20 protein-coding genes and 1 pseudogene are annotated in these 24800 nt (G+C 58.0%); 7 read left to right on the forward strand and 14 right to left on the reverse strand.

What is annotated here, in order from left to right; genetic code table 11:
• The first annotated feature begins 21 nt into the window (after positions 1 to 21).
• Complete coding sequence (locus BC777_RS13945; protein WP_100368759.1) at positions 22 to 1026, forward strand: NAD(P)/FAD-dependent oxidoreductase; 1005 nt, start codon at positions 22 to 24, stop codon at positions 1024 to 1026.
• Positions 1027 to 1067: 41 nt separating this feature from the next.
• On the opposite strand, the gene BC777_RS13950 is transcribed toward BC777_RS13945, so the two are convergent.
• The 4 genes from BC777_RS13950 to BC777_RS13965 are packed head-to-tail and all read right to left on the reverse strand — an operon-like array spanning position 1068 to position 4262.
• Positions 1068 to 1739 (reverse strand): cupin domain-containing protein, encoded by a 672-nt coding sequence (locus tag BC777_RS13950; RefSeq protein ID WP_100368760.1) that lies wholly within the window; start codon positions 1737 to 1739, stop codon positions 1068 to 1070.
• Positions 1740 to 1748: 9 nt separating this feature from the next.
• Positions 1749 to 2507 (reverse strand): LamB/YcsF family protein, encoded by a 759-nt coding sequence (locus tag BC777_RS13955; protein ID WP_100368761.1) that lies wholly within the window; start codon positions 2505 to 2507, stop codon positions 1749 to 1751.
• Between the two features lies 1 nt (position 2508).
• Complete coding sequence (locus BC777_RS13960) at positions 2509 to 3528, reverse strand: 5-oxoprolinase subunit C family protein (RefSeq protein WP_100368762.1); 1020 nt, start codon at positions 3526 to 3528, stop codon at positions 2509 to 2511.
• Entirely contained in the window at positions 3528 to 4262 is a 735-nt protein-coding gene (locus BC777_RS13965) for a 5-oxoprolinase subunit B family protein (protein WP_100368763.1), read from the reverse strand. The genes BC777_RS13960 and BC777_RS13965 overlap by 1 nt, the downstream gene beginning before the upstream one ends.
• Before the next feature lie 169 nt (positions 4263 to 4431).
• Here BC777_RS13965 and BC777_RS13970 point away from each other — a divergent pair, with 169 nt between their 5' ends.
• Entirely contained in the window at positions 4432 to 5577 is a 1146-nt protein-coding gene (locus BC777_RS13970; RefSeq protein ID WP_100368764.1) for an efflux RND transporter periplasmic adaptor subunit, read from the forward strand.
• Positions 5574 to 8692 (forward strand): annotated as a pseudogene (locus tag BC777_RS13975) (efflux RND transporter permease subunit). The gene BC777_RS13970 and the pseudogene BC777_RS13975 overlap by 4 nt, the downstream one beginning before the upstream one ends.
• Before the next feature lie 116 nt (positions 8693 to 8808).
• Here the strand turns inward: BC777_RS13975 and BC777_RS13980 are convergent.
• Together BC777_RS13980 and katG are read right to left on the reverse strand one after the other, a co-directional pair.
• Complete coding sequence (locus tag BC777_RS13980; protein WP_100368765.1) at positions 8809 to 9345, reverse strand: putative glycolipid-binding domain-containing protein; 537 nt, start codon at positions 9343 to 9345, stop codon at positions 8809 to 8811.
• A 176-nt stretch (positions 9346 to 9521) separates the two neighbouring features.
• Positions 9522 to 11735, reverse strand: a complete 2214-nt coding sequence (gene katG, locus BC777_RS13985; protein WP_100368766.1) for a catalase/peroxidase HPI — start codon at positions 11733 to 11735, stop codon at positions 9522 to 9524.
• Positions 11736 to 11869: 134 nt separating this feature from the next.
• On the opposite strand from katG, the gene BC777_RS13990 reads away from it, so the two are divergent.
• The gene (locus BC777_RS13990) at positions 11870 to 12775 is read left to right on the forward strand and encodes a hydrogen peroxide-inducible genes activator (protein WP_100368767.1); all 906 of its coding nucleotides are present in this window, start codon (positions 11870 to 11872) and stop codon (positions 12773 to 12775) included.
• Here the strand turns inward: BC777_RS13990 and BC777_RS13995 are convergent.
• Positions 12772 to 13647, reverse strand: coding sequence for a LysR family transcriptional regulator (locus tag BC777_RS13995; RefSeq protein ID WP_100368768.1), 876 nt, complete (start codon positions 13645 to 13647; stop codon positions 12772 to 12774). The genes BC777_RS13990 and BC777_RS13995 overlap by 4 nt on opposite strands.
• A 103-nt stretch (positions 13648 to 13750) precedes the next feature.
• Here BC777_RS13995 and BC777_RS14000 point away from each other — a divergent pair, with 103 nt between their 5' ends.
• Both BC777_RS14000 and BC777_RS14005 read left to right on the forward strand, forming a co-directional pair.
• The gene (locus BC777_RS14000; RefSeq protein WP_100368769.1) at positions 13751 to 15337 is read left to right on the forward strand and encodes an NADH-quinone oxidoreductase subunit L; all 1587 of its coding nucleotides are present in this window, start codon (positions 13751 to 13753) and stop codon (positions 15335 to 15337) included.
• Entirely contained in the window at positions 15334 to 17733 is a 2400-nt protein-coding gene (locus BC777_RS14005) for a YbcC family protein (protein ID WP_100368770.1), read from the forward strand. Before BC777_RS14000 ends, BC777_RS14005 begins: the two co-directional genes overlap by 4 nt.
• On the opposite strand, the gene BC777_RS14010 is transcribed toward BC777_RS14005, so the two are convergent.
• Genes BC777_RS14010 through hisD form a run of 7 tightly spaced genes read right to left on the reverse strand, consistent with a single transcriptional unit; the run spans position 17730 to position 23420 of the window.
• Entirely contained in the window at positions 17730 to 18836 is a 1107-nt protein-coding gene (locus tag BC777_RS14010; protein ID WP_100368771.1) for an alpha-hydroxy acid oxidase, read from the reverse strand. The two genes, BC777_RS14005 and BC777_RS14010, sit on opposite strands and share 4 nt — an antisense overlap.
• The gene (gene comE, locus BC777_RS14015) at positions 18837 to 19391 is read right to left on the reverse strand and encodes a sulfopyruvate decarboxylase subunit beta (RefSeq protein WP_100368772.1); all 555 of its coding nucleotides are present in this window, start codon (positions 19389 to 19391) and stop codon (positions 18837 to 18839) included.
• A complete protein-coding gene (locus BC777_RS14020; protein ID WP_100368773.1) occupies positions 19388 to 19894 on the reverse strand; it encodes a sulfopyruvate decarboxylase subunit alpha in 507 nt (168 codons plus the stop codon). Before BC777_RS14020 ends, comE begins: the two co-directional genes overlap by 4 nt.
• Before the next feature lie 49 nt (positions 19895 to 19943).
• The gene (locus BC777_RS14025; RefSeq protein WP_100368774.1) at positions 19944 to 20351 is read right to left on the reverse strand and encodes a universal stress protein; all 408 of its coding nucleotides are present in this window, start codon (positions 20349 to 20351) and stop codon (positions 19944 to 19946) included.
• 30 nt (positions 20352 to 20381) lie between these two features.
• Entirely contained in the window at positions 20382 to 21362 is a 981-nt protein-coding gene (locus tag BC777_RS14030) for an alcohol dehydrogenase catalytic domain-containing protein (RefSeq protein ID WP_100368775.1), read from the reverse strand.
• The gene (locus tag BC777_RS14035; protein ID WP_100368776.1) at positions 21359 to 22120 is read right to left on the reverse strand and encodes an SDR family NAD(P)-dependent oxidoreductase; all 762 of its coding nucleotides are present in this window, start codon (positions 22118 to 22120) and stop codon (positions 21359 to 21361) included. The genes BC777_RS14030 and BC777_RS14035 overlap by 4 nt, the downstream gene beginning before the upstream one ends.
• Positions 22113 to 23420: a histidinol dehydrogenase gene (gene hisD, locus BC777_RS14040; RefSeq protein WP_100368777.1), complete on the reverse strand. Its 1308-nt coding sequence runs from the start codon at positions 23418 to 23420 to the stop codon at positions 22113 to 22115. Before hisD ends, BC777_RS14035 begins: the two co-directional genes overlap by 8 nt.
• Positions 23421 to 23669: 249 nt before the next feature.
• Between hisD and BC777_RS14045 the strand changes: the two genes are divergently transcribed.
• Positions 23670 to 24683 (forward strand): LacI family DNA-binding transcriptional regulator, encoded by a 1014-nt coding sequence (locus tag BC777_RS14045; protein WP_100368778.1) that lies wholly within the window; start codon positions 23670 to 23672, stop codon positions 24681 to 24683.
• The last annotated feature ends 117 nt before the right edge of the window (positions 24684 to 24800 follow it).

Consider the following 24800-nt stretch of genomic DNA (forward strand, 5'->3'; position numbering starts at 1 on the left):
CTTTGAGCGGAAGGATTGCGAATGGCAACGGCTGATGTGACGGTAATGGGGGCAGGGGTCTTTGGCCTATCAGTCGCTTATGCCTGCGCGCGGCGTGGGGCGGCTGTGCGGGTGATTGATCCGCATGGGGTGGCATCTGGCTCCAGCGGCGGTCTGGTGGGTGCTTTGGCCCCGCATGTGCCAGAGAATTGGAACGAGAAAAAAGCGTTTCAGTTCGAAAGCCTGATCATGGCAGAGGCGTTTTGGCGCGATGTTGCGGGATTGAGCGGCGTTGATGTCGGTTATGCGCGGTCTGGTCGGTTGCAGCCTCTGGCAGATGATCGCGCGGTTGAGCTGGCGCGTGGGCGTGCAGACACGGCCGCGGAACTTTGGGAAGGTAAAGCGCTGTGGGAGGTGGTCTCATCTGATGATGCAAATTGGATGCCGCCGTCGCCTGCGGGGCTGGTTGTGCATGATACCCTGTCGGCCCTGATCCACCCGCGGCGTGCGACCCGTGCTTTGGCCGATGCTGTTGTGGCGTTGGGAGGGCAGGTTCTGGATGGGGGCGATCCGCAGGGCAAGGTTGTCTGGGCCACCGGCTGGCCGGGTATGCAAGAGATTGGCGGTAATGGTGTAAAAGGGCAGGCGGCTCTGTTGCGCTTTGACGCGGCGGGCAAACCGCAGCTGTTTGCTGATGCACTACATATCATTCCGCATGGCGATGGGACGGTCGCAGTTGGATCGACGTCGGAGCGGGCGTTTGATAATCCCTTCAGTACGGATGAAGCTCTTGATGATGTGTTGGCGCGTGCGATGCTCGCCTTTCCGATCCTGCATGGGGCGGAGGTTTTGGAGCGTTGGGCGGGCGTCCGTCCACGCAGCAAGAGCCGGGCACCAGTGCTGGGTGCGCATCCGTTGCGGGATGGTGAGTTTATTGCAAACGGTGGGTTCAAGATTGGTTTCGGTATGGCACCCAAGGTGGGAGCGGTGATGGCTGCGCTGGTTCTGGATGGTGATGATCAAATACCGGATGGGTTTCGCGCGTAAGTGCCATCGCAGCCCCGGATCAAGTCCGTTGCTGCGTCGTGTCACGGTACCAAAGGTGCTCTTGCAAAAGGCAGATGGCCTGTTTTGATCCAGAACGACGCGCCTTGATCCGTTGCGGTCATGTGAAGGGGCGCATTTTCCGGCAATCGTAGCCATGCGCCTTTGCCAAGTGTGTCTTCTTCTTGGGTTGCAGCGCCTGATAGCATCAGCAATTCGGTGCCTCCTTGCTGGGTTTCCACAAAGCTTGCGTCGGGTCCGAGCGTGATGAAGCGCACCTTTTCCCGCGCGTCCTCGTGCAGGACATGCCCGCTTACTCCATCGTCTATCATCGTTAGGTCAGCATTCATTTCTTTGCGAAACTGCGTGCGGTCTTCTGGATCGAACTGCCAGAGCTTCACAAAGATGGTACAACCCTGTTCCGCTCCCGGCGTGTGCGATGTTGTGGGCGGATTGCGCACATAGGTGCCTGCGGGATAATCGCCGTGCTCATCCTGAAACACGCCGTCGAGCACAATGAACTCCTCGCCCCCGGTATGCGTATGGGCCGAAAACCGGCTGCCGGGCGCGTAGCGGACGATGGATGTCGCGCGCGCGACCTCGTCCCCGATCCGGTCCAGCATTCGCCGGTCAACGCCCGGCATGGGTGAGGCTTTCCACGGGATGTCTTCGGAGTGGATCAGGACCCGTTGGGTGAAATCAGCGTTCAGTTCCATGTTGGCCCTTCAAAGTCTGGCGATGGCGATGCCAGCATCCGTCAGGTGCTGCCGGATGCCGCGTGCCATGCCCACGGCACCGGGGGTGTCTCCGTGCAGGCAGATCGTGTCGATCTGGCAGGGGATGTGTTTGCCCGCCTCTGTGATGATCGCCTCGGCTTGCAGCATTTTCAGGATGCGCGGCGCGGCGGTTGCAGCGTCATGCAGGACGGCACCGGGTTTGCTGCGATCCACCAGCGTTGCGTCATCATTATAGGCGCGGTCGGCGAAAATCTCGCCCGCCCAGTTGCAGCCGAGGTCGCGCACAACCTTTTCCATAGCAGTGGCGGCCAACACCATGATCACGATCTCTGGGTCCACATCAAGCGCGGCCTCATAGCATGCCCGCGCCAGCGCATGATCGACCGACGCCATGTTGGCGAGAGCGCCATGCAGTTTCAAATGCCGCACCGCGCCACCTGCGCGCTTGGCCATGGCTTGTGCTGCACCCAATTGGTAAGTGACCGCGTTGGCGATCTCATCATGTGGCAGTGGCAGTTGCCTGCGTCCGAACCCTTTGAGATCGGCAAAACCCGGATGCGCGCCGATACCCACGCCGTTTGATACGGCAAGCCGCATTGTCTGGTTCATGACGTCTGGGTCGCCTGCATGAAACCCGCAGGCGATGTTGGCAGATGAGACGATATCGAGCAGCGCCACGTCATCGCCCATGCGCCAAGACCCAAAGCTTTCGCCCATATCCGCATTCAGATCGACGGTGCGTGTCATGTCAGGGCCTTTCCAGATCATCGCCGGGCGTTGCCCCGCTGATCAATTGGTAGCCGAGCAGATCAGCGATGTCATGGGGGTCGCGGATTAGCGGTTGGCACGATTTGGTGAGGGCATGCAGTTGGTCGGTTTGCGCGGTGGCGGTGGCGTCGGCCTCTGCGAGGGTCAGGAACTGGAATTGCAGCGGCGTGCCGGGGGGCGCTTGGGCGATTTTGGGCAGGTCGGCGGGGATGACGTTGCCGATGCGGGGGTAGCCGCCGATGGTTTGGCATTCGGCCAGTAGGATGTAAGATACGCCTGCGCCCGTGATCTGGATATCGCCGGGGACGATGAGGTCTGATACATGGGTCAGCCCGCTGGATGTGCCAAAGATGTTGCCTTTGTGCTCAAGCTTTATCCCTTGTCTGTTTCCGCTTTGCCCGCGCCGGAATTGCGCAGCACAGAATGCTCTTTGGGCTTCTTTACGAAAGAAGTCTGTTTGCGGTCCGGGCATGATCCGGATTGTGCCGCCAGCGAACCTGTCTGTTTTGGGCAGCTTTTGTGGCGCGCCTGACGGGTCAGGATCCGATCCAAGCGGGAGCGTGTCGCCCGCTTCCAAACGCTTGCCGATGCCTGCTGTCAGATGGGTGGCGCGGCTGCCCATGATGGGCGCGGTTGCGATGCCTCCGGCAAAGCGTAGATAGCCGTAGACCCCTTTTGAGGCTGCCCGGATGATCAGTTTCGCGCCTGCCGGCAGAACATGGGTTGTGTTATGCGCGACAGCCTCACCATCGATATCGGCTTGCATGACAGCGCCTGTCAGCGCGATCCGCATGTCTTCATCCATGCTGAAAGTACCACCAAAGCCCATCATTTCGATCACGGCATCCGAAGGCTTTACCCCCAGCACTGCTGCACTCTCTAGCAGTGCCAGAGGGTCGGCTGCACCACCGGTGGACAGACCCTGCGCCTTCCAGCCGGGGCGCCCCAGATCCTGCACTGTCAGGCCGGGGCCTGCTTTATGGATGGTTAACGTCGGCATCAGCGCAACACCTCGCATGTGGCGCCACCGTTGGTGTCGGTATTTACTTTGATCGCACGGAAATCCGTATCCGACACGGCCTGAAACTGGACAGCATCACCGGGTTCAAAGGCGAAGGGTTGCGTGGTTTCAGGGCGATAGACTCGAAAAGCGGTTTGTCCGATGTGTCGCCAGCCTGTTGGTGCGTCGGCGGCCCAGATGATCAATTGGCGCACGGCTGTGATCAACGCCCCGCGTGGCAGTTTTTTGGTCAGTTCTGTTTGACGGGGGATGTTCCAATGGTCGGGCAGCATCCCCAGATAGGGTTGGCCGGGGGCAAAGCCGATGGCGATGACACGCACCTGAGTTGCCTCAATCTCGGTGATGGCCTGCTGGGGGGTAAGGCCCGCCATTCCTGCGACCTCACCGAGTTGCGGTGCGAAATCCGTGCCAAAGGCTGCAGGAATGCGCCAAAGCCTGCGCGGGCCTTCATCCTTTGTTTGATGCTGTTCAAGCAAAGATCGGAGCGCCCCCATAACCGTCGCGCGATCCGTTTGTGCAGGATCAAACCCGACGCGGACCGATACAAGGGATGAGGCAACCTCTGTCACGCCAACGAGTGCCATATCCTGCACCAGATCACGAAAACCAAGCGCATGCGCATTGGCGTCTTCCGTCAAAGTCGTTGCGAAACGGACAAGCACGCCATCAATGCCAAGCGGCAGCAGTTCAGGGGTTTGGTCAAGGGCCGTCATGGGCGTGGTTTACGAGGTCCGTGTGGGGGTGTCGATGGCCCTCTCTTCGTTCTGATGGTCTGAGTTTAATGGGTTTGGCCCTAGCAACTGCGACAACCTGACCTTATCTAACCCGAAATCGTATTTCGCGGTCGTGCGCAAAGTGCATTTAACGCTGAGGGACGTGTTTATGACACAAGATAATACACCAGATTTGGCTGGTAAGTTGACATTTGACGCCGACAAAGGCGCTGGTCGCTCAAAATGGGTGGCGGGTTTTCTGGCGTTGCTTTTGGTTTGCTGGATGGGGAGTGGATACATATTTCCCAGTGAAGCCAGCCAAGATGATACTGCTGACAGCCCCGCAGAAACGGCAGTTGCGGTCGCTGTGATCCCCTCAGAGGCGCAGGATGTGCAACTGGTTCTAACAGCCGAGGGTCAGTCAGAACCTGACCGCGCCACCAGCATTCAGGCCGAAGCGGGTGGGCAGGTTGTTTCTGTGTCAGTGCAACGTGGTGATTTGGTTGAGGCAGGTCAGGAAATTGCACGCATTGATGCCGAAACAATTGAGGCACAGCTTTTGCAGGCCCGGACCCAGCTTGAACAGGCGAGCCGTGATCTTAATAACGCGGTAGCCTTGCAGGACCGCGGCGTTGCCACTGAGGACCGGGTGAGTAGCGCACGGGCGGCTAAGGCCGCCGCTGATGCTGCGGTGACGGAAGCGCAAGAGCAGTTGGAAAATACAATCGTCCGGGCGCCCTTTGCGGGGCGGTTGAATGACATGACGTTGGACGAGGGTGAATTTGTGGATGCCGGCAGCGTGGTTGCCGAAGTGCTAGATAATGATCCGCTGACGGTTGTCATGCAGGTGCCGCAACAAGCCTTGTCGCGTATTCAAATCGACCAAACGGCCGAGGTGCAGTTTATTACGGGCGAGAAACGCCCCGGCGTGGTGAGCTTTATTGGTGCGAATGCTGATGAGCAGACACGCACCTTTCAGGTTGAAGTCACAGTCGATAATCCCGACAGCGAGATGCCAGCAGGTTTAAGCGCGCGTATCGCGATCCCAACCGGGCAGGCGCGGGGGCATTTCATTTCCCCTGCGATCCTGTCGCTGGGCACCAATGGTGATCTGGGGATCAAAACTGTAGAACAAGACAACACCGTAGCTTTTGCACCAGTGTCCATAGTTCGGGCACAAACCGATGGTGTCTGGATCACCGGCCTGCCTGAAACAGCGCAGATTATCACTGTCGGTCAAGGCTTTGTAAACGCAGGTGATGTGGTTGATCCACGGCCAGAGAGTGCGGATCAGACGGCGGATAACTCGCAATGAACGCGCTGATCGACGCTGCCTTTAACCGGAGCAAGGTTGTCCAGCTGATCCTTGTGTTTCTGCTGGCTGTCGGGACGTTGTCCTATATCGCGATCCCGAAAGAGAGCAATCCAGAGATCCCGATCCCGATTGTCTTTGTGTCCGCATCCGTGGACGGCATATCGCCAGAAGATTCAGAGGACGTCCTTGTTGGCCCGTTGGAGACTGAATTTGCCTCGCTCACCGGGTTGAAATCCATGACGGCCACCGCAAGTGAGGGGCGCGGCGCGGTTCAGTTGGATTTTGAGCCGGGCTTTGATGCAGATGAGGCTCTGGATAATGTGCGCGAGGGTGCCGACCGCGTTGAAAACGAGCTACCCTCTGATGCCACCGTTGTTGTCACCGAAATCAACACGGCCCTGTTCCCGATCCTGACGGTTATTCTATCCGGCCCGGTGCCGGAGCGGACGCTGAATACACTGGCAGAAGACTTGCAAGACGATATCGAGGCGCTGAGCGGTGTGCTGGAAGCTGATGTTGCGGGTAAGCGCACTGAGTTGATGGAAGTGCTGATCGACCCGACGGTGTTTGAGACCTATATATCACCTTTGATGAGTTGATCAGCTCGATCACCAACAACAACCAATTGATTGCGGCAGGTGCGATCGAGAGTGAGGCCGGACGGCTGGTACTTAAAGTGCCGGGTTTGATTGAGAACTTGGAAGATGTGATGGAATTGCCGGTTCTGGTGCGCGGGCAAACCGTTGTCACCTTTGCCGATGTCGCCACCATCCGCCGGACATTCGAAGATCCGACCGGATTTGCCCGTATTGATAGCCAGCCTGCCCTCGCGCTCGAGATCAAGAAACGCGTTGGAGCCAATATCATTGAAACTGTCGCAGAGGTGCGCGCGGTCATCGAAGCCAAACAAAGCGAATGGCCCGAGAACGTACAGGTCCGCTACACGCTTGACGAAAGCGAAACCGTCAAGACGATGCTGTCTGATCTGGAAGCCAACGTCATTGCTGCGATAATTCTGGTGATGATTGTTGTCGTTTATGCGCTGGGTCTGCGGTCTTCCTTGCTGGTCGGTCTGGCCATTCCCGGTGCTTTCCTGACGGGTGTTGCAGGGCTTTATTTTATGGGCTTCACGATGAATATCGTGGTGCTGTTTTCGCTGATCCTTGTTGTAGGTATGCTGGTGGACGGCGCGATTGTTACCGTTGAACTCGCTGATCGATATTTGCACGAAGGCCAACCCCCGAAAGAGGCGTATGCCCGAGCCGCCAAACGTATGGCCTGGCCGATCATAGCCTCTACGGCGACGACACTTTGTGTATTCTTCCCTTTGCTGTTCTGGACCGGTGTTGTGGGCGAATTTATGAAGTTCTTGCCAATCACGGTGATCTTCACACTCGCGGCGTCGCTGTTTATGGCGCTTGTCTTTATCCCTGTCATGGGCGGCCAGATCGGAAAACGGCAGGCGCAGTCGGGCAATGCCAAAGCGCAGCTTTATGCCGCCGAACATGGTGATCCGCGTCAGATGACCGGTTTTATGGGCGGCTACATACGTGTTCTGGAGTGGTCGATTTTGCGGCCCTGGACCACGCTGAGTTTTGCTGTGATGGCACTTGTCGCGTCTTTCGTGGCTTACGGCAGCTTGGGCAACGGGTTGACGTTCTTTCCAGAGGTTGAGCCGGAATATGCACAGGTCGAAGTCCGGGCGAAGGACAACTTCTCAGTTTATGAACAGGACGCTTTAGTCCGGCAGGTGGAAGACCGCCTTGCGGCCTATGATGAGATCGCGAGTGTCTATGCCCGCTCGGGTGGCAGTGATGACGGGACGGATGTGATTGGGGCTATTCAGCTGGAACTGGCCGATTGGGATACCCGCCGGACGGTCGCGCTGATCGCGGAGGATATTCGCGCTGATATGGCCCAGATACCAGGAATTGATGTGCAGGTGCAGACGGACGCAGGCGGGCCCGGTGGCGGCAAGCCGATCAATCTGGAGGTTGTGGGGAACGACCCGGCAGACCAAGAGGCTGCGGTTGAGATGATCCTGGCAGAGATGACCCGCTTGGGCGGTTTCATCGATGTCATCGACACGCGACCGAGCCCCGGCGTGGAATGGCAAATCTCTGTCGACCGATCAGAGGCTGCGCGCAGTGGTGCCAGCGTCGCCCTTTTGGGGCAGGCCGTCCAGTTGCTGACGCGCGGGATTACGGTTGCAGACTATCGCCCCGAGGATGGTGATGGCGAGGTTGATATCGTCGTACGTTTCCCGGCAGGCGACCGCACGCTGGCCGAGCTTGAAGCGCTGCGCGTCCCAACCGATGCTGGCCTTGTGCCAATTTCGAACTTTGTGTCGTTCTCTCCTGCACCGCGTAGTGGTGTGATCACCCGGATCGACCAAGAGCGTGTCATCTCAATTTCGGCCGACGTCGCACCAGGCGTGCTGGCCAATGACCAGACCGTTGCATTGCAGGGCGTGATCGAGAGACTTGACCTGCCCGGTAACGTGTCGGTCACATTCGGGGGCGAGGCCGAAGATCAGGCCGAGTCCATGACCTTTCTGATCGGTGCATTTTTAGCAGCGATTGGTTTGATGTTTATGATCCTGTTGACCCAGTTCAACAGCTTCTGGCAGGCCTTTGTTGTCATGTCGGCGATTGTATTTTCCATTGCGGGCGTCTTGCTTGGTTTGATGGTCACTGGCCGCCCGTTTGGGGTCGTCATGGGGGGCATCGGTGTGATCGCTCTTGCTGGGATCGTGGTGAACAACAACATCGTTTTGATCGATACGTTCAACCAACTCAAGTCGCAGGGTCTGTCGTCACTAGAGGCCGCTTTGCGCACAGGCGCGCAGCGTCTGCGCCCTGTTGTGCTGACCTCGATCACGACCGCTTTGGGCTTGATGCCGATGGTGATCGGGCTGAACATCAACTTCTTTACGCGCGAGATCGTCTATGGCGCGCCATCAACGCAATGGTGGACCGAATTGTCGAGCGCGATTGCAGGCGGTTTGATCTTTGCGACAGTGCTGACACTCTTGGTCACGCCCGCGATGTTGATGTTGGGCGAGCGTCGCGCAAGGCGGTTTGAGACCGGGCCAGCCTTGGCACCGGCAGAATGAGGTTTGTTCCGTTAGAGTGCCGGATCGTGTTGTAAGCCACAATTGGTAATTACGGCGGTGATGGCTTTAGAAGAGCCCGAGCTGCTTAGTCGTCCGGTCGCAGTATGACGCTTTGGTTAGATCACCGCTTGCCATAGGTCAGGGTAAGTCCGCACCAAACCAAAGTCATCCACTTCAAGCTGTGCCTCATAGCCACTTTCAACCGAGACATAGCGATATTTGTTGTTTGAGAGACGTTCGTAACGTTGCCGCAGCGGCTTGAAAGCCCATGTTCTCTCATCAAGCCAGACTGCAGTGAACTCTTGCTGATCTCCCACGTTTAGTCCGAGCCGCTTGATGGCATTCGTGTTTGTTGCCGGCGTAAAGCCAAGGTCGATATCGACCAACCCGTCCACATTCCTAATGGTTTGTCCGTCAGCTGACCACTGACCATCAATGGTCCGCTCAAGACATAACGTCGTTGCGTTGATGCCGCGCCACTTTTTCACCATTGCTTTGGTGCATTCCCAAGTGTCATTGCAATGCACCTCATATTCCAATCGCAATGGCTTCTCCGTATCGGCAAAAAGCGCAGCCCCGGCCATTTTATACCCGTCATCGGACGGCCCGAGCGCGCAGGTTTCCAAGCCGATGACGTCAATGCGTCGCCACATTATTTCTTTGACGCCTTTGCTTACCAATACAGCTCTCCAAACTAGTTTTGCTTGATTTTGATCCTACGGGTGACGGCGGGCGAGCGCCACCATGAAGCAGAACCAGTAGAATGTTGGGATTAAAAAAGGGCGCGGCCAAGGCTGGCCGCGCCCTTTTTGTTTTCTGATATCAGACTTTACTTTAAATCAAAACGATCAAGGTCCATCACCTTGCTCCAAGCCGCAACGAAGTCTTTTGTGAACTTCGCGCCGGCATCGTTTTGTGCATAGACCTCGGACAGCGCCCGCAGTTGCGAGTTTGAACCAAAAATCAAATCAACGCGGGTGCCTGTCCATTTGACCGCACCGGTGGCTCGGTCGCAGCCTTCGTAGATGCCTTCGTCTGACGTGGGCTTCCACTCAATCCCCATATCCACAAGGGTAGTGAAGAAGTCATTGGTCAGCGCATCTGTCTTGTCTGTGAACACACCGTGTTTGCTGTCATTGGCATTTGTACCCAGCATCCGCAGGCCACCGACAAGGACAGTCATTTCTGGCGCAGAAAGGGTCAGCAACTGTGCCCGGTCAACAAGCATTTTTTCGGCCGGGACCGCGTAGTTTTCTTTGGCGAAGTTGCGGAACCCATCGACCTGCGGTTCAAGCGGTTCAAAGCTTTCGGCATCCGTTTGTTCGGCGCTGGCGTCCATACGACCCGGTGTGAAGGGGACAGTGATGTCATGACCACTATTCTTGGCAGCCTGCTCAACACCTGCACAGCCCGCAAGCACTATGATATCGGCCAGCGACACCTTCTTGTTGCCAGATTGCGCGTCGTTGAACGATGTCTGCACCCCGGTCAGCGTATCCAGCACAGAGGCCAGTTGCGCAGGCTTGTTCACAGCCCAGTCCTTTTGTGGGGCCAGACGGATACGTGCGCCGTTGGCGCCGCCGCGCTTGTCCGAACCACGGAAGGTTGAGGCAGAGGCCCACGCAGTCGACACCATTTCGGAAATCGACAGGCCTGATGCAAGGAGCTTGGCCTTCAGCGCCACGATATCGGCGTCATCGATCAGGTCGTGATCGATAGCTGGGATCGGGTCCTGCCAGATTAGATCTTCCGCTGGCACTTCGTCGCCCAGATAGCGCACTTTTGGCCCCATGTCGCGGTGGGTCAGCTTGAACCATGCGCGTGCATAGGCATCGGCGAACACATCGGGATTTTCCAGATAGTGCTTGGAGATTTTTGCATAAGCCGGATCCAGCTTCAGCGCCATATCCGCCGTTGTCATCATCGGGGCGTGCTTGCGTGATGCGTCGTGGGCATCCGGTACAGCGTCGCTCATCGCGCCGCCTGCTGGGTGCCATTGGTGAGCGCCAGCAGGGCTTTTGCCCAATTCCCACTCATTGTTCAGGAGCGTTTCAAGATAGCTCATGTCCCATGTGATTGGTGTGGCGGTCCATGCACCCTCGATCCCGCTGGTTGTCGTGTGCACGCCTTTGCCGCTTTCAAAGCCGTTCTTCCAGCCAAGGCCCATCTGGTGGATTGGTGCTGCTTCTGGTTCTGGGCCCATGAGGGCGGGATCGCCCGCACCATGCGTTTTGCCGAAGGTGTGACCGCCTGCAACCAATGCAACGGTTTCTTCGTCGTTCATGGCCATCCGCGCAAAAGTATCGCGGATATCGTGGGCAGAAGCCAGCGGATCAGGATTGCCGTTTGGCCCTTCTGGGTTGACGTAGATCAGCCCCATTTGCACAGCAGCCAGCGGGTTTGCCAATTCGCGGTCGCCGGAATAGCGGCTGTTGGGTTTGTCTGATGTTGCGAGCCACTCTTCTTCGCTGCCCCAATAGACATCTTCTTCAGGCTCCCACGTATCGGCGCGGCCACCGGCAAAGCCGAACATCTCGAGCCCCATCGATTCCATCGCGCAGTTGCCGCTGAGTACAAAGAGGTCAGCCCATGAAATCTGATTGCCGTATTTCTGCTTGATCGGCCACAGCAGGCGGCGGCCTTTATCAAGGTTACCGTTATCAGGCCAACTGTTGAGCGGGGCAAAACGCTGTTGCCCGCCGCCTGCGCCGCCGCGTCCGTCGGCGGTGCGATATGTACCAGCAGCATGCCATGCTAGGCGGATGAAGAAGGGGCCGTAGTGACCGTAGTCTGCAGGCCACCACTCTTGACTGTCCGTCATCAGCGCGTGCAGGTCTTTTTTCAGGGCTTTCAGGTCGAGTTTCTTGAACTCTTCCGCATAGTCAAAATCCAAACCCATCGGGTCAGAGGCAGGCGCGTGCTGGTGCAGGATTTTCAGGTTCAACTGGTTTGGCCACCAGTCCTTATTCCCGCGGACGCTGTGTGTGGTGTGAATAGAGCCGCCGTGCATTACGGGGCATTTTCCGGCGTCGTTACCGTCCATTTTTCTGATCTCCGATGTTGGTTGCAATCTGCCGCAGACAGGTAGTGTGAACGACCGCGACTTACATTTGAAACTACCACTTCTTTAGAATTATTATAAGTTGCAATTTTTGATCATGACCATAACTTTAGGTTATGAATAGTCTCACTCTCCGGCAGTTACGCTATTTCGAAGCGTTGTCTCGTCATGGCCATTTCGGTCGTGCCGCAGATGCCTGCGCCATTTCTCAGCCCGCGTTATCCGTACAAATCAAGGAGCTGGAGCAATCGCTTGGTACGCCATTGTTTGAACGTGGTCCGCGGCAGGTGCGGCTGACCGCCTTTGGCGAAGACTGCGCGGTCCGGGTGCGCGAGATTTTACGTGCGGTTGATGAGTTGGGCGAGATGGCGCGTGCCGCACAAACCGGGCTGGTAGGTCGGCTGCGGATTGGGGTGATTCCAACGATTGCGCCTTACCTGCTGCCCGGTTTGATTGGTCAGTTGGCGCGCTCCCATGCCGATCTGGATGTCCATATCCGCGAGACAGTCACACCACGCCTAATCGAGGAACTGGGCGATGGGCAGATTGATACCGCAATTGTAGCACTGCCTTTGGCGGAGCCGGGGTTTGAGGAAGTGCCACTTTTTGATGAGAGCTTCATGCTCGTCCGCCCCATGGGCGATGCGGATCGCCCTGTGCCAAGCCCTGACGCCTTACGCGAAATGCGTCTTTTGATGCTAGAGGAAGGGCACTGTTTTCGCGATCAGGCGTTGTCGTTTTGTAATCTGCAGTCTGCACTGCCACGTGAGGGGCTGGATGGGAGTTCATTATCGACTTTGGTGCAGATGGTGGGTGCAGGTATTGGCGTCACCCTAATCCCTGAAATGGCAGCATCCGTTGAAACCCGCTCCGCCCCGGTTTGTGTAGGCCGCTTTGCGGACCCCCAGCCTAAGCGGACTGTGGGGATGATTTGGCGCAAGACCAATCCGTTGGCGGGGCAGTTGCGTCAGGTCGCTGATCTGGTGCGGCAAGTTGGGTTGGCATTGCCACAGGCAGTTTAAAGCGCGCCCTCCAGAAGCATTCCAAGCAAAGGATTGGGGAATTTGCGGGCGACGGTCACCGCGTGGAAACTCTCTGACAGGCCCATTTGGTGCTTGGCTTCAACCAACATGCCCGACTGTAGTTCGTTTTGTACCGCAATGGGTGGCAGCACACTCAGCCCGATGTCTTCGCGTGCCAGCAAGCGCATCATCGCCACATCGTCTACCTCTGCGGCGATCGTCGGGTTGATTTCGTTGCGCGCGCAAAGCCGGTCAAAACCGGCACGGACTGGGCTGTCCTCGGTTGGGACAATAATGGGGTTCTGGCTGAGCAGCATTGTCAGTGGCGCGTCACCGGCAAGGCGTGCGGGCGTTCCAATCAGGCTGACAGGTTGGTCAGAAATTGGCTGCGACGTGAAGTTCGACATGGCATCATGGGCCGGCGCGCGGTTGGTCAGAACCACATCAAGGCTCAGCGTCTCAAGACTTTGCAGTAGTTCAACCAATGTGCCTGATCGCAAGACCAATTCAACATCGGGCAAGCCTAGCAGGGGTCGCAGAAATTCAATCTGAAAGTTGCGCGACAGGGTTGCCAGTGCACCGACACGCAAGACTTGTCTTGGCCGCCCTTGCTGGCTCAGCGTGCCCAGCAGGTCTTTGCCCGCATCAAAGATCGTATCTGCGTAATCCAGCGTGATCCGCCCCGCTTCGGTCAGGTGCAACTGCCGCCCGCGCCGTTCGAACAGCGCGTGGCCAAGGCGGTCTTCCAGTTTCCGGATTTGCACAGACAGCGCCGATTGCGACAGGTTCAGCTTGCCCGCCGTCCGCGTGAGGTTGCCGTCATGCGCCACTGCCCAGAAATAGCGCAGGTGATTATAGTTCATATCTGCCATATCATTCGTTTTAAGTGAACGATATGTAGCAAACAATGTATTTTTTATCTGGAATGGTCTGCCCTATCTCGTCGTGAAATCATTCACGCGATGGAGACCACCCATGTTGCTCAACGCCTTACCCCTGCTGGCCCCACTGATCTTGCTGGCCGCCGCATTTGCCCCCCGCTTTATGGAGAGGGTGTCTGCGCAAAAAGGCGCGCTGTTCGCGGAGCAGGCAACGCTGGGGGCCATCGCGGTCGCCGTCTTGTCGGCGATTGTGCTGGCGGTGAATGGCAGCGGGGATAGCTTCTTGCTGGGGCTCTTCGGGGTCGGCCTATCGGTCCGCCTTGATATTGTGAGCATCGTGATGTTGTTGCTGGTCACATTCATCGGGTGGGTCGTCGTGCGCTATGCCCGCACCTATCTCGATGGTGAAGAGCGGCAGGATGCCTTTACCTTTTGGCTATTGGCAACGCTTTCTGCGGTTTTGTTGCTGGTGCAGTCCGGCAACCTGACGCAATTTGTTGGCGCATGGATCGCCACCAGCATGTGTTTGCATAAGCTGCTGTTGTTCTATCCGGAGCGAGTGGCAGCGCAGCGGGCCGCCCATAAGAAATATGTGATAGCACGGATTGGTGACGTGGCTGTGGTTGGTGCGGCTCTTTTGCTGATATTCGCCTATGGCACAACCCAGATCTCTGCGATCCTGGCAGAGGCCGGGCAGGGCGCAGGTGGCGGTATGGGTGTCGCCGCGGCGGCCTTGATCGCTTTGGCGGCAATCCTGAAATCCGCGCAGTTCCCGACGCATGGCTGGCTTACCGAAGTGATGGAAGCGCCGACACCGGTATCGGCCTTGTTGCACGCAGGTGTGGTGAACGCGGGTGGTTTTGCTTTGATCCGCTTTGCCGATGTGATGCTGCTGTCGCCGCTGGTGCTTGCCGGACTGGTGATGGTTGGCGGCTTTACGGCGCTCTTTGGTGGTCTTGTCATGCTCACGCAGCCGACGGTGAAAGCGTCACTGGCATGGTCCACCATCGCACAGATGGGCTTTATGATCCTGCAGTGCGGTCTCGCGCTGTTCCCGCTGGCATTGCTGCACATCGTGGCACATTCGCTTTATAAGGCGCATGCCTTTCTGTCCGCCGGCAACGCGGTGCAGAACGTCGCCGCCATCCGCAAACCCGGGCCGGTTGCCGTGCCTGATCTGGGTGCCGTGACGCGCGCCTTCTTGGTGGCACTGGTCATCTATGGCGTCGTATATGCGGTTCTCGGATTGGGCTTCGACTTTGGCGGCAAGTCCCCGCAGGCGGTTGCCCTTGGTGCGATCCTGATCTTCGGCGTGGCGTATCTGCTGGCGCAAGGCTTTGCCGATGAAGCCCCCCAAGCCCTGACCCAGCGCACTGCCGCCTACGCAGCAACCGTGACCGTCAGCTACCTTGTCCTACAACGTGCGTCAGAGTGGTTGACTGCTGGCACTTTACCCGCGACCCCACAGGCGGGTGCGTTGGAATGGGCGTTGATCCTGCTTGCCATGATCAGCTTTGGCCTTGTGGCCCTTGCGCAGGCAACGCTGCCTTTGTGGTCCTACCACCCGGCGGCGCAGGGCCTGCGCGTGCATCTGTCGAACGGGCTATATATCAACGCGATTTCCGACCGCATCTTGGGCGGTTGGAAGCGGACACCATCCAAAAAAGGAGCGGCGCAATGAAGGCGGAAACATACGCAGGCTATTCCGGCGCACATCTGGAAGTGATCGCCAAGGCAGAGGCCGCAGGCCGCGCCATTCCGCCGCTTTGGCCGCTGTCATCGTCGGTCGCCGTCAACCCATTCCTAGGGCAGACCGAACAAAGCTTGCCGGAAGTGGCCGCACTGTTGGATCGGGTCGCAGGCACATCTGTGACGATGCCGCGCAACTGGTATCAGGCGAAAATCAGTGACGGGACAATCGCCGATGCGGATTTGACAGCGGCGCTGGCACAGTTTCCGGGGGCGGCAACGGATGTTGCAGCGCTCAAGGTGGCGGCAGAGGGTGCAACGGCCGCAACGGTTGCCTTGCCGACTGTCGCAGACCTTGCCGCCGAGGTGTCCGGCATTGACTGGCCGGGCATTGTGGAAGAACGCTTTGGCGTTTGGGCCGCTGGGTATTTTGATGCGGGCCAAGCCCTGTGGCAGAACAAGCCGGGACGGCGCGCTTTTGATGCGTGGCGCGACTTTGCCAGCCGTGATTTGACGGCCGAGATTGCGGGGCTTTCGGGGTTTGGCAGTCTGATCGCCAATACCGCGGCCCGTACGCGCACTGCGTTGGTTGATGCGGCAGATGCGCTTGGGCTGAGTGCCGAAGCGAGTGAGACTTACTTTCACCAGTTGCTGCTGGGATTGGGTGGTTGGTCACAGGTTGCCCGCTATCGCCTGTGGCAGGCAGAACTGGCTGGTGGGACGGATTTGACGCTGGTTGATGTTCTGACGATCCGGGTCGTCTGGGAACAGGCGCTTTATCGGCACTATGGGTCCGAAATTGAGGCGAAGTGGGCGGAGGTGCGCGCGGCACATGCGGCACCGATCGCACCATCACAGGATCAGTTGATAGATGCCGCTTTACAGGCTGCCGCTGAATTTGCTGGACAGCGTGAGTTGGCCGAGACGTTGGATGCACAATCTGAACCAGCGCCCGAGGGGCGGCCTGCGATGCAGGCGGCATTTTGCATCGACGTGCGCTCTGAAGTGTTTCGCCGGGCGCTGGAAAGCGTTGATCCCGGCATTCAGACGCTGGGCTTTGCCGGGTTCTTTGGCTTGACTGCGTCACATCAAAGCTTTGCGTCGGATGTTGAGGAAAAGCGTCTGCCGGTGCTGCTGAACCATGGTGTGACCAGTCATACCGGAACTGATGAGGCGGCGGATCAGATGGCCCGTTTCAGCGCCCGCGCCAAACGCGCCTGGGGCCGGTTCAAGCTGGCAGCGGTGTCGTCCTTTGCCTTTGTTGAAGCCTCCGGTCCCATCTACGTCGGCAAATTGCTGCGGGATGCGCTGGGCATGGATGCGGCGAAAGGGCCGGACAGCCAAGCCCCTGTGCTGGATGAGAGTTTTGGTCTGGAAGACCGGATTGGGGCGGCGACCTCGATCTTGGGTGCAATGTCGTTGACCGACAATTTTGCGCCTTTGGTTCTGCTCTTTGGCCATGGTGCGAATGTGGTGAATAACCCGCATGCGAGCGCGTTGCATTGTGGTGCCTGCGGCGGGTATACTGGCGAGGTGAATGCGCGGCTTTTGGCGGGTATTCTGAACGACAAGGCTGTGCGCGCTGGGCTGGCCGAAAACGGGATCATGATCCCCGAAGATACGCTCTTTGTTGGTGGCTTGCATGATACGACGACCGACGACGTCACGATCTATGACGCTGACTTTGCGGGGCATAAGCATCAAAGCCACCTCAAGACAGCGCAAGATTGGCTGGCCTCTGCTGGGAAACTGGCACGGACCGAGCGCGCGTTGCGTCTGCCGCGTGCGGCCAATGGTGATGACATCAGCAAGCGGAGCCGGGATTGGTCGGAAACACGGCCAGAGTGGGCGCTGGCGGGATGTAAGGCATTTATCGCGGCGCCTCGGACCCGGACCAAAGGAAAGGGCCTCGCGGGGCGCGCTTTCTTGCATGACTATGACTGGCAGAAAGACGATAGCTTTGGCGTGCTGGAGTTGATCCTGACCGCGCCCGTTGTCGTCGCAAGCTGGATCAGCCTGCAATACTATGGCTCAGTCGTGGCGCCTAACGTCTTTGGCGCGGGCAACAAGCTGCTCCATAACGTTACCGGCGGCATCGGTGTCGTCGAAGGTAACGGCGGCGCGCTACGCGGCGGTCTGCCATGGCAGTCTGTGCATGATGGTGAGGGCTATGCCCACGATCCGCTGCGCCTGTCCGTCTGTGTCGAGGCACCGGCCGAGGCGATCACGGCGATCTTGGAGAAGCATCCGGGTGTGCGGGCGCTCTTCGACAATCGCTGGCTTCACCTGTTTACGCTGAATGCGGATGGGCAGATGGATCAACGGTATGATGGTGATCTGAAGTGGGTGGCTTTTGACGGCGCGACGGACACTGCAATCGCGGCCTAGCGGTTTGCGGTATCGTCCGCGATCAGCGCGCGCTTGCCGATTTGGGCAAGCGTGATGCTGGTCTCTGATTTCAGGACAGACCAAAGCTCGCGCAAACCTTCCTCGCCGCCGGCGGCGATGGCGAACTGCAAGATACGGCCGAAGAATGTGAAATTTGCGCCTTGAGCGTAGGCTTTGACGATGTCTTCGCCGCTGCGCAGGCCTGTGTCGTAGAAGAGCGGATAGTCGGGTCCGAGGGCTTCGCGGATTTCCGCGAGTTTGAGGATGGGCGGCGGCGCGCTGTCGAGTTGGCGGGAGCCATGGCTGGACACTTGGATGGCATCAACGCCTGCAGCTTTCAGCGCGACGGAGTCTTCGGCGTCCAAGACACCTTTCACAACCAGTTTGCCGGGCCACATGTCGCGCAGGCGCGCGAGCGTATCCCAATCCGCCTTCGCCCGGCTTTCGGTGCGGTCAAAGTCGTAACCGTCCATATCGAAATTCGCCATCTGCGGTTTGCCTGCGTAAAGCGAGGTCAGCGACCAGCGCGGATGCAGGGCAAAGTCGATGAACTGTTTGGGGCCTATCTTGAAGGGCATGGTGAAACCGTGTCGCAGCTCACGCGGGCGACGGCCTACTTCGGCCACGTCGACGGTGAGGACGATGGTTTCATAGCCCGCGGCCTTCGCTCTTTCGACCAGTTTGAAGGTGCCGGTGCCGTCGCCGCTGAAGTAGAGTTGGAACCATGCGTTGCCTTCGGCCTCTTCGATCAGCGGCTCCATCGCGGTCGATGCAACGGTGGACACACCTAATGGTACGTTTTCGCGTGCTGCCAGTCGCGCCAACATCATATCCGCGCCGGGACCAGCGAGGTTGCACATCCCCATCGGGCTGATGCCAAACGGGGCTTTGGTCGGTTTGTCCCAAAGCGGCACGGAAAGCGAGCGGTCGCTGACGTCACGCAGGATGCGCGGGCGCAGGTCTAAATTGTCAAAGGCCGCACGGTTACGCGCGGCCCCTGTTTCGGCGCCAGCAGCGCCGTCGATGTAATCAAAGACCATCCAGGGAAGACGTTTGCGTGCAAGACGCCGCGCGTCTTCGCTGGAGTGGATCTTTGCTGCCATTTAGCCGGCGACCGCTTTCATGAACCGATCACGGATCACGACTGGGTCCATGGTGATGACCGGCAGCTTGATGTTGCCGCTATCGCATTTGGTCACGATGATCGTCATTTGTTTGCTGTCGATCGCCTCTTGCAGGACCTTGCCGGTGTCCACGTCCTGGCAGACGACAACGTTTTCGCAGCCACAGGCTTTGGCGACGTTTTCCAGCTTGGTTTTCTTGCCAGCATAGGTCGGCTGATCACCGGTTGAGCCGTAAGAGCCATTGTCGATGATCAACAAGATGTAGTTGTCAGCCACATTGTTGGCGATCGTCGGCAGCGTGCCAAGGTTGGTCAGAACAGAACCGTCGCCATCGATAGAGATGACAGTTTTGTCTTGCGCCAAGGCAAGGCCCAGACCAATGGACGAAGATAAACCCATCGTGCCCAGCATGTAGAAATTCTTGGCGTTGTCATCGATCATATGCAGCTCTTGGCTGGGCAGACCGATGTTACAGACGACCAGATGGTCATGAAGGATTGGCGCGATCTCGCGCAGGATTTCAGAACGGATCATTGGTCGCCGTAGCCTCCCCAGAAGGACGCATCCGTTAGGATCGCCACAGGTTTGTTGCACATGAAGGTGTATTTCAGGATCGCATCCAGCTCATCGGCGTCCGATTCCTTGTGGAAGTGGTAGGTGGGGATGTTCATCTGGGCCAAAAGTGCTTTGGTATGCACCGCCATTTCGACCTGACACGCCACTGGTTCACGCAGCTCACCACGGTAGCTGATCAGCATCGGCAGGGGCATGCGGTAGTACTGGGTCAGCGTCGCCAGCGTGTTGATCGTCACACCAATCGCGGTGTTCTGCATGATGATCGCCGGGCGCTTGCCGCCCATGAAAGCACCTGCACAAAGGCCCATGCCTTCGTCCTCTTTGTTCGAGGGGATGTGGAAGATTTCTGGGCGTGCTTCGACTTCGTCGATCACACCGGCCAACTGCTTACACGGCACAGTCGTGATGAAGGATACATCGTTGGCGACAAAGTCATCCACGATCTTTCTGCTGATACTCAAGGGCTTAGGTCTCCTGATTGCGCCTCAAACGGGGGCGGGGTTAATGGGTTTAGTAGCGGGCGACATGCACAGCGCATGGCGCGTGCTGTACGACGCGGGCGGCTGTGGAACCGAGCAGATAGTCGATCAGGCCGGGCTTGTGAGAACCAAGGACGATGCAATCAGCTTCCATGCTGGTAGCCGTATCAACGATGGTGCGGCCGCTGTGCCCTTTGATTATCACCGCTTTGACGTCATGCATTTTGGCGACGCGTTCTTGCAATTTTGTCTGGGCACGATCAAAGGCGTTCTTCATCACGGTGTCATCGACATAGGCGCTGACGGTGTTTGGGGGTTTCTCATGGACGTGGAGTGCCGTGATCTGCCCACCTGTCGACAGTAGCGTGCGCGCGATCGCAACCGTTTTGTCGGCGATGCCGTGATCAAGCGCCATGGGGACGATGATGTTATTATACATAGCAAATTTCTTTCATATGTCGGTCCTGCGCTAGGGGCGCAGAATGATTTTGGGCGCAGCTACGACGCCAGCGCGGATATCGGCAAAGGCTTGTTGTCCTTCGGCTAACGGCCTTTCCTCGGTCCAGTCTAGCGCACCGAGGCGTCCATCGAAAATGGCTGCGGCCGTGTCGCGGAAATCCTGTGCCGTGTAGGTGTAGGTGCCGATGAAGGTGATTTCTTGCAAGGTCATGCGGCGGATGTCCAAACCGCCCGTCGCCTCGCCCAGGCCGATGTGCATGATCACGCCACCGGGGCGGGTGATTGCGGTGGCGTCAGCGCGGGTGGCAGCATAACCGACGCCGTCGATAACGAGGTCAGCTTCGGTCACTGCGCCGGGTTCGACAGCGGTGAAACCTGCGATGGTGTCGAGGGTTGCGCGTCGCACGGCGTTCGGTTCGATAACGTGAATATCCGTCGCACCAAAGGCCCGCAGGCAGAGTGCGGCACCCACGCCAATTGCGCCACCGCCAACGACAACGCAGCGCGCTTTCGCGATGGGCATGTCAAGCGCCTCTGCCCCCAGCCGCACGGCGTGCCAGCCACAGGCCAATGGTTCAGCCAAGGCCGCCTTTGCCAACGGCACATCGTCAGGGACTTCGACAAGGTTGCGGTCAGCCATCACCACCAATTCACCAAACGCCCCTTCGCGCGGTGGCATTGAGATGATCATGCGATCAGGGCAAAGATTGTCCCGCCCGGATTTACAGGCCTTGCACAACCCGCATGTGGTCAGCGGGTTGATCGTCACGCGCTTGCCGTCAAGTGCACCGCCTTCGACAGTGCCTGCCGCTTCGTGACCGAGGATCACCGGGGCTGGGCGCCGTTCATCATGTCCAAGATAGGCATGCATGTCTGAGCCGCAGATGCCTGAGGCCTCGATCCGGATCAGGCTTTGGCCGGCGGCTGGGACGGGATCAGCCATGTACCGATACACAAGCGTTTCCACGGCGTCATAAACAAGCGCTTTCATTTGGCCGTGAACCCCCCATCCACCATCAAGACCTGGCCTGTGACATAGGCCGATGCATCAGAGCAGAGAAAAAGCAGCGGCCCGTCGATGTCAGAGAGGTCGCCGTTCCGGCCCACGCAAGTGTTTGCCGCGTTGCGCGCTGCGCGCTCAGGGTCGGCAAAGACCGGCCCTGTCAGTTCGGTTGGAAAGAACCCCGGACCGATGGCATTGGCGGTAATCCCGTCTTTGGACCACGCCTCGGCCATGGCGCGGGTCAGCTGCCCGATCCCGGCTTTGGATGCGCCGTAACTGATACCACCGGTGAAGGCCCTTGTGGTTTGCAATGAGGCGAAGTTCACGATGCGCCCCCAGTTTTTCGCCTTCATCGCGGGTGCGAATGCCTGAGACAAGAAGAAGGGCGCCGCAAGGTTGAGGTTCATGGTGACGTCCCAGCCCGCGTCAGTCACTTCATCGGCTGTCTCACGCGTGTTGATGCCTGCGGCATGCACGACGATGTCAGGCACCCCGAAAGGTGCGCTGACCTTTTCTGCAATCTCTTTGATCTGGTCACGTTGGGACAGGTCTGCGGCGACAATCGCAGCATTGTCCCCAATGGATGCCGCCCAATCGTTCAAGGCCCCGGTACGCCGGGCAACACCGATGACTTTCGCACCAGCAGCAGCCAACACAGTCGCCGCACGCTGCCCCAATCCGGCACTTGCGCCTGTGACACAGGCCACCCGACCCGTCAGGTCAAAGAGATCGCCGGGATCACCCATGCGGTGTCAGGTCAAAGTTTTCGCCGGGGAAGTATTTGGCCAGACGCACATCAGCGGCGCGCGCGTGGCCTTCCATACCTTCAAGGCGGGAAATGCGTGCGGTTGCTTCAGCCACACGTTTGGACCCTTCACGGGTCGCTTGCTGCCAAGTGACGATCTTCATGTATTTGTGGACCGATAAACCGCCTGTATAGGACGCCGCCCGCGATGTGGGCAGTACGTGGTTCGTACCAGAGGCTTTGTCGCCGTAGGATACGGTCGTTTCTTCGCCCAAGAAAAGCGAACCATAGCAGCTCAGACGGTCCAGCCACCAAGGCAGGTCGTCAGCTTGCACGGTCAGATGCTCTGGTGCGTAGTCGTCGGAGCAGGCGGCCATTTCTTCGCGGTCAGCACAGAGGATCACCTCGGCATAATCGCGCCACGCTGCAAAGGCGTTGTCGCGGTTCACTTCGGGCAAGTCTTCGATAAGTGCAGGAACGCGGTTCATCACGTCTTCGGCCAGCGCGCGGTCATCGGTGACCAGCCAAACTGGTGAGTTGTAGCCGTGCTCGGCTTGGCTCACCAGATCGGTGGCCACGATATGTGGGTCAGCGGATTTATCTGCCAAGATCAGGCTATCCGTCGGGCCCGCGATCATGTCGATACCAACGCGACCAAAGAGGATGCGCTTGGCTTCGGCCACGAACTGATTGCCGGGACCGACGAGGATGTTCGCCTCTGGCAAATCGAAAAGACCGAATGTCATGGCTGCAACGCCCTGCACGCCGCCCATCGCCATGATCTTATCGGCACCACAGATGTGGGCGGCGTAGACAATGGCCGGGGCGATACCGATGTCCGGACGCGGCGGTGATGCAACGGTGATGTGGTTGCAACCGGCAACCTTGGCGGTGGTCACTGTCATGATCGCTGATGCAATGTGGCTGTAGCGCCCGCCGGGCACATAGCAGCCAGCGGCATCGACCGGGATTGCCTTTTGACCGGCCACCAGACCGGGCACGATTTCATATTCGATATCGCTGACGGTCGCTTTTTGGGCCTCGGCAAAACGTTTGACGTTGTCATGGGCGAACTGAATATCTTCTTTCAGTTTCTGCGGGACCAGTGCTGATGCAGCTGCGATCTCTTCTGCCGTTAACATTACGTTGCCATCGTATTTGTCGAACTTGGCCGCATATTCCAGCGCCTTTGCGTCGCCGCCCTCTTCAATGTCTTTCAGGATACCTTGCACGATATCATGCACATCGGATGCGCCCGACTGGGCCGTCAGGGTCGCCTTTTTGAGATATTCAAGTGTCATGCGTGAATTGCCTTACCTTTGAAAAAGAAAATATCTGCGGGGACGCAGGGGGTATGTATTTTCCCACCTTTGGAAACAACGTTTGCGGACCGCAGGTCCGTAATCACCGCCTCTTTCACGCCATTGATTCTGATGCTATGTAAGCGCTTACATAAATATAATGCAAGCCTTTACATTCACGCTAGGTAAGCCTGATGATGCTGACGCATAGCACTGTGCTAAGTTGGGTCATATTAAGGGAGACATCGCATCACTTCTCAGTCCACACCAACGCTGCAAGATGTTGCTGACGCAGCCAACGTGTCGACAGCGACGGTGTCGCGTTGTCTGAATTTTCCCGATAAGGTCGCACCAGAGACTCGCCAGAAAGTGCAGGATGCGATTGCAGTACTCGGGTATTCGCCGAACTTTGGCGCACGCGCCATGGCGGCGCGGCGCACCAATACGATTGGCGCTATCATCCCAACGATGGAAAACGCCATTTTCGCGCGGGGATTGGAAGCGTTTCAGAAAGAACTGCGCAAGCATGGCTTTACCATGCTCGTTGCCAGCACCGGCTATCAGCCCAAGGTGGAAGAAGAGCAGATCAGATCACTGGTTGCCCGTGGTGCAGATGCGCTGTTGCTGATCGGATATCAGCGCGATCCTGAAGTCTATCGCTTTCTTGAAGCGCAGGGCGTGCCGGTGCTGCTGACCTGGGCGTTTGATCCTGTATCTGCGCGGCCATCCATCGGTTTTGACAACAAGGCGGCGATGCAAGAGATGGCGGGAAAAGTCATTGCAATGGGCCATCGCAAGCTGGCGCTGATTTCTGCAGATACAGGTTTGAATGACCGCGCTGCGGCACGATATGACGGTGTGCTGCGCGCAATGAGCATCGCCGGGTTGGACCCGGCGCAACTGTATTTTGAGGAAACGGCTTATGGGATTGAAGAAGGGGCCGCTGCATTTGATCGGCTGATGGCATTGCCAGATCGCCCCACAGCTGTGTTTTGTGGTAATGATGTTCTGGCTGTTGGCGCGCTACGGCAGGCCCGTGCGCTTGGGCTTTGTGTGCCGCAGGATGTGTCCGTCATTGGTTTTGATGATATTGAACTGGCCCAAGTTGCCTATCCCGCATTGACGACCGTGCATGTCCCACATCATGAGATGGGGCGCCGGGCTGGGCAAGCTTTGGCAAGGCATCTGCGTGACGGAGAACCGATGGTGCCGATGCAGTTGCGCACCAGAATTATCCTTAGAGACACGCTTATTCCCGTTTAAAGTGTAGACGTTAAAGAAAAATAAACCTTTTGTTGTTTAGATTTAGCGCATCTTTTGACGAAAAGTGGCCTTTCTTGGGACAAAGTCTTTGCTCATTGTTGCCACAATTGTTAATGT

This window comes from Yoonia maricola (assembly GCF_002797915.1).
Classification (GTDB): domain Bacteria; phylum Pseudomonadota; class Alphaproteobacteria; order Rhodobacterales; family Rhodobacteraceae; genus Yoonia; species Yoonia maricola.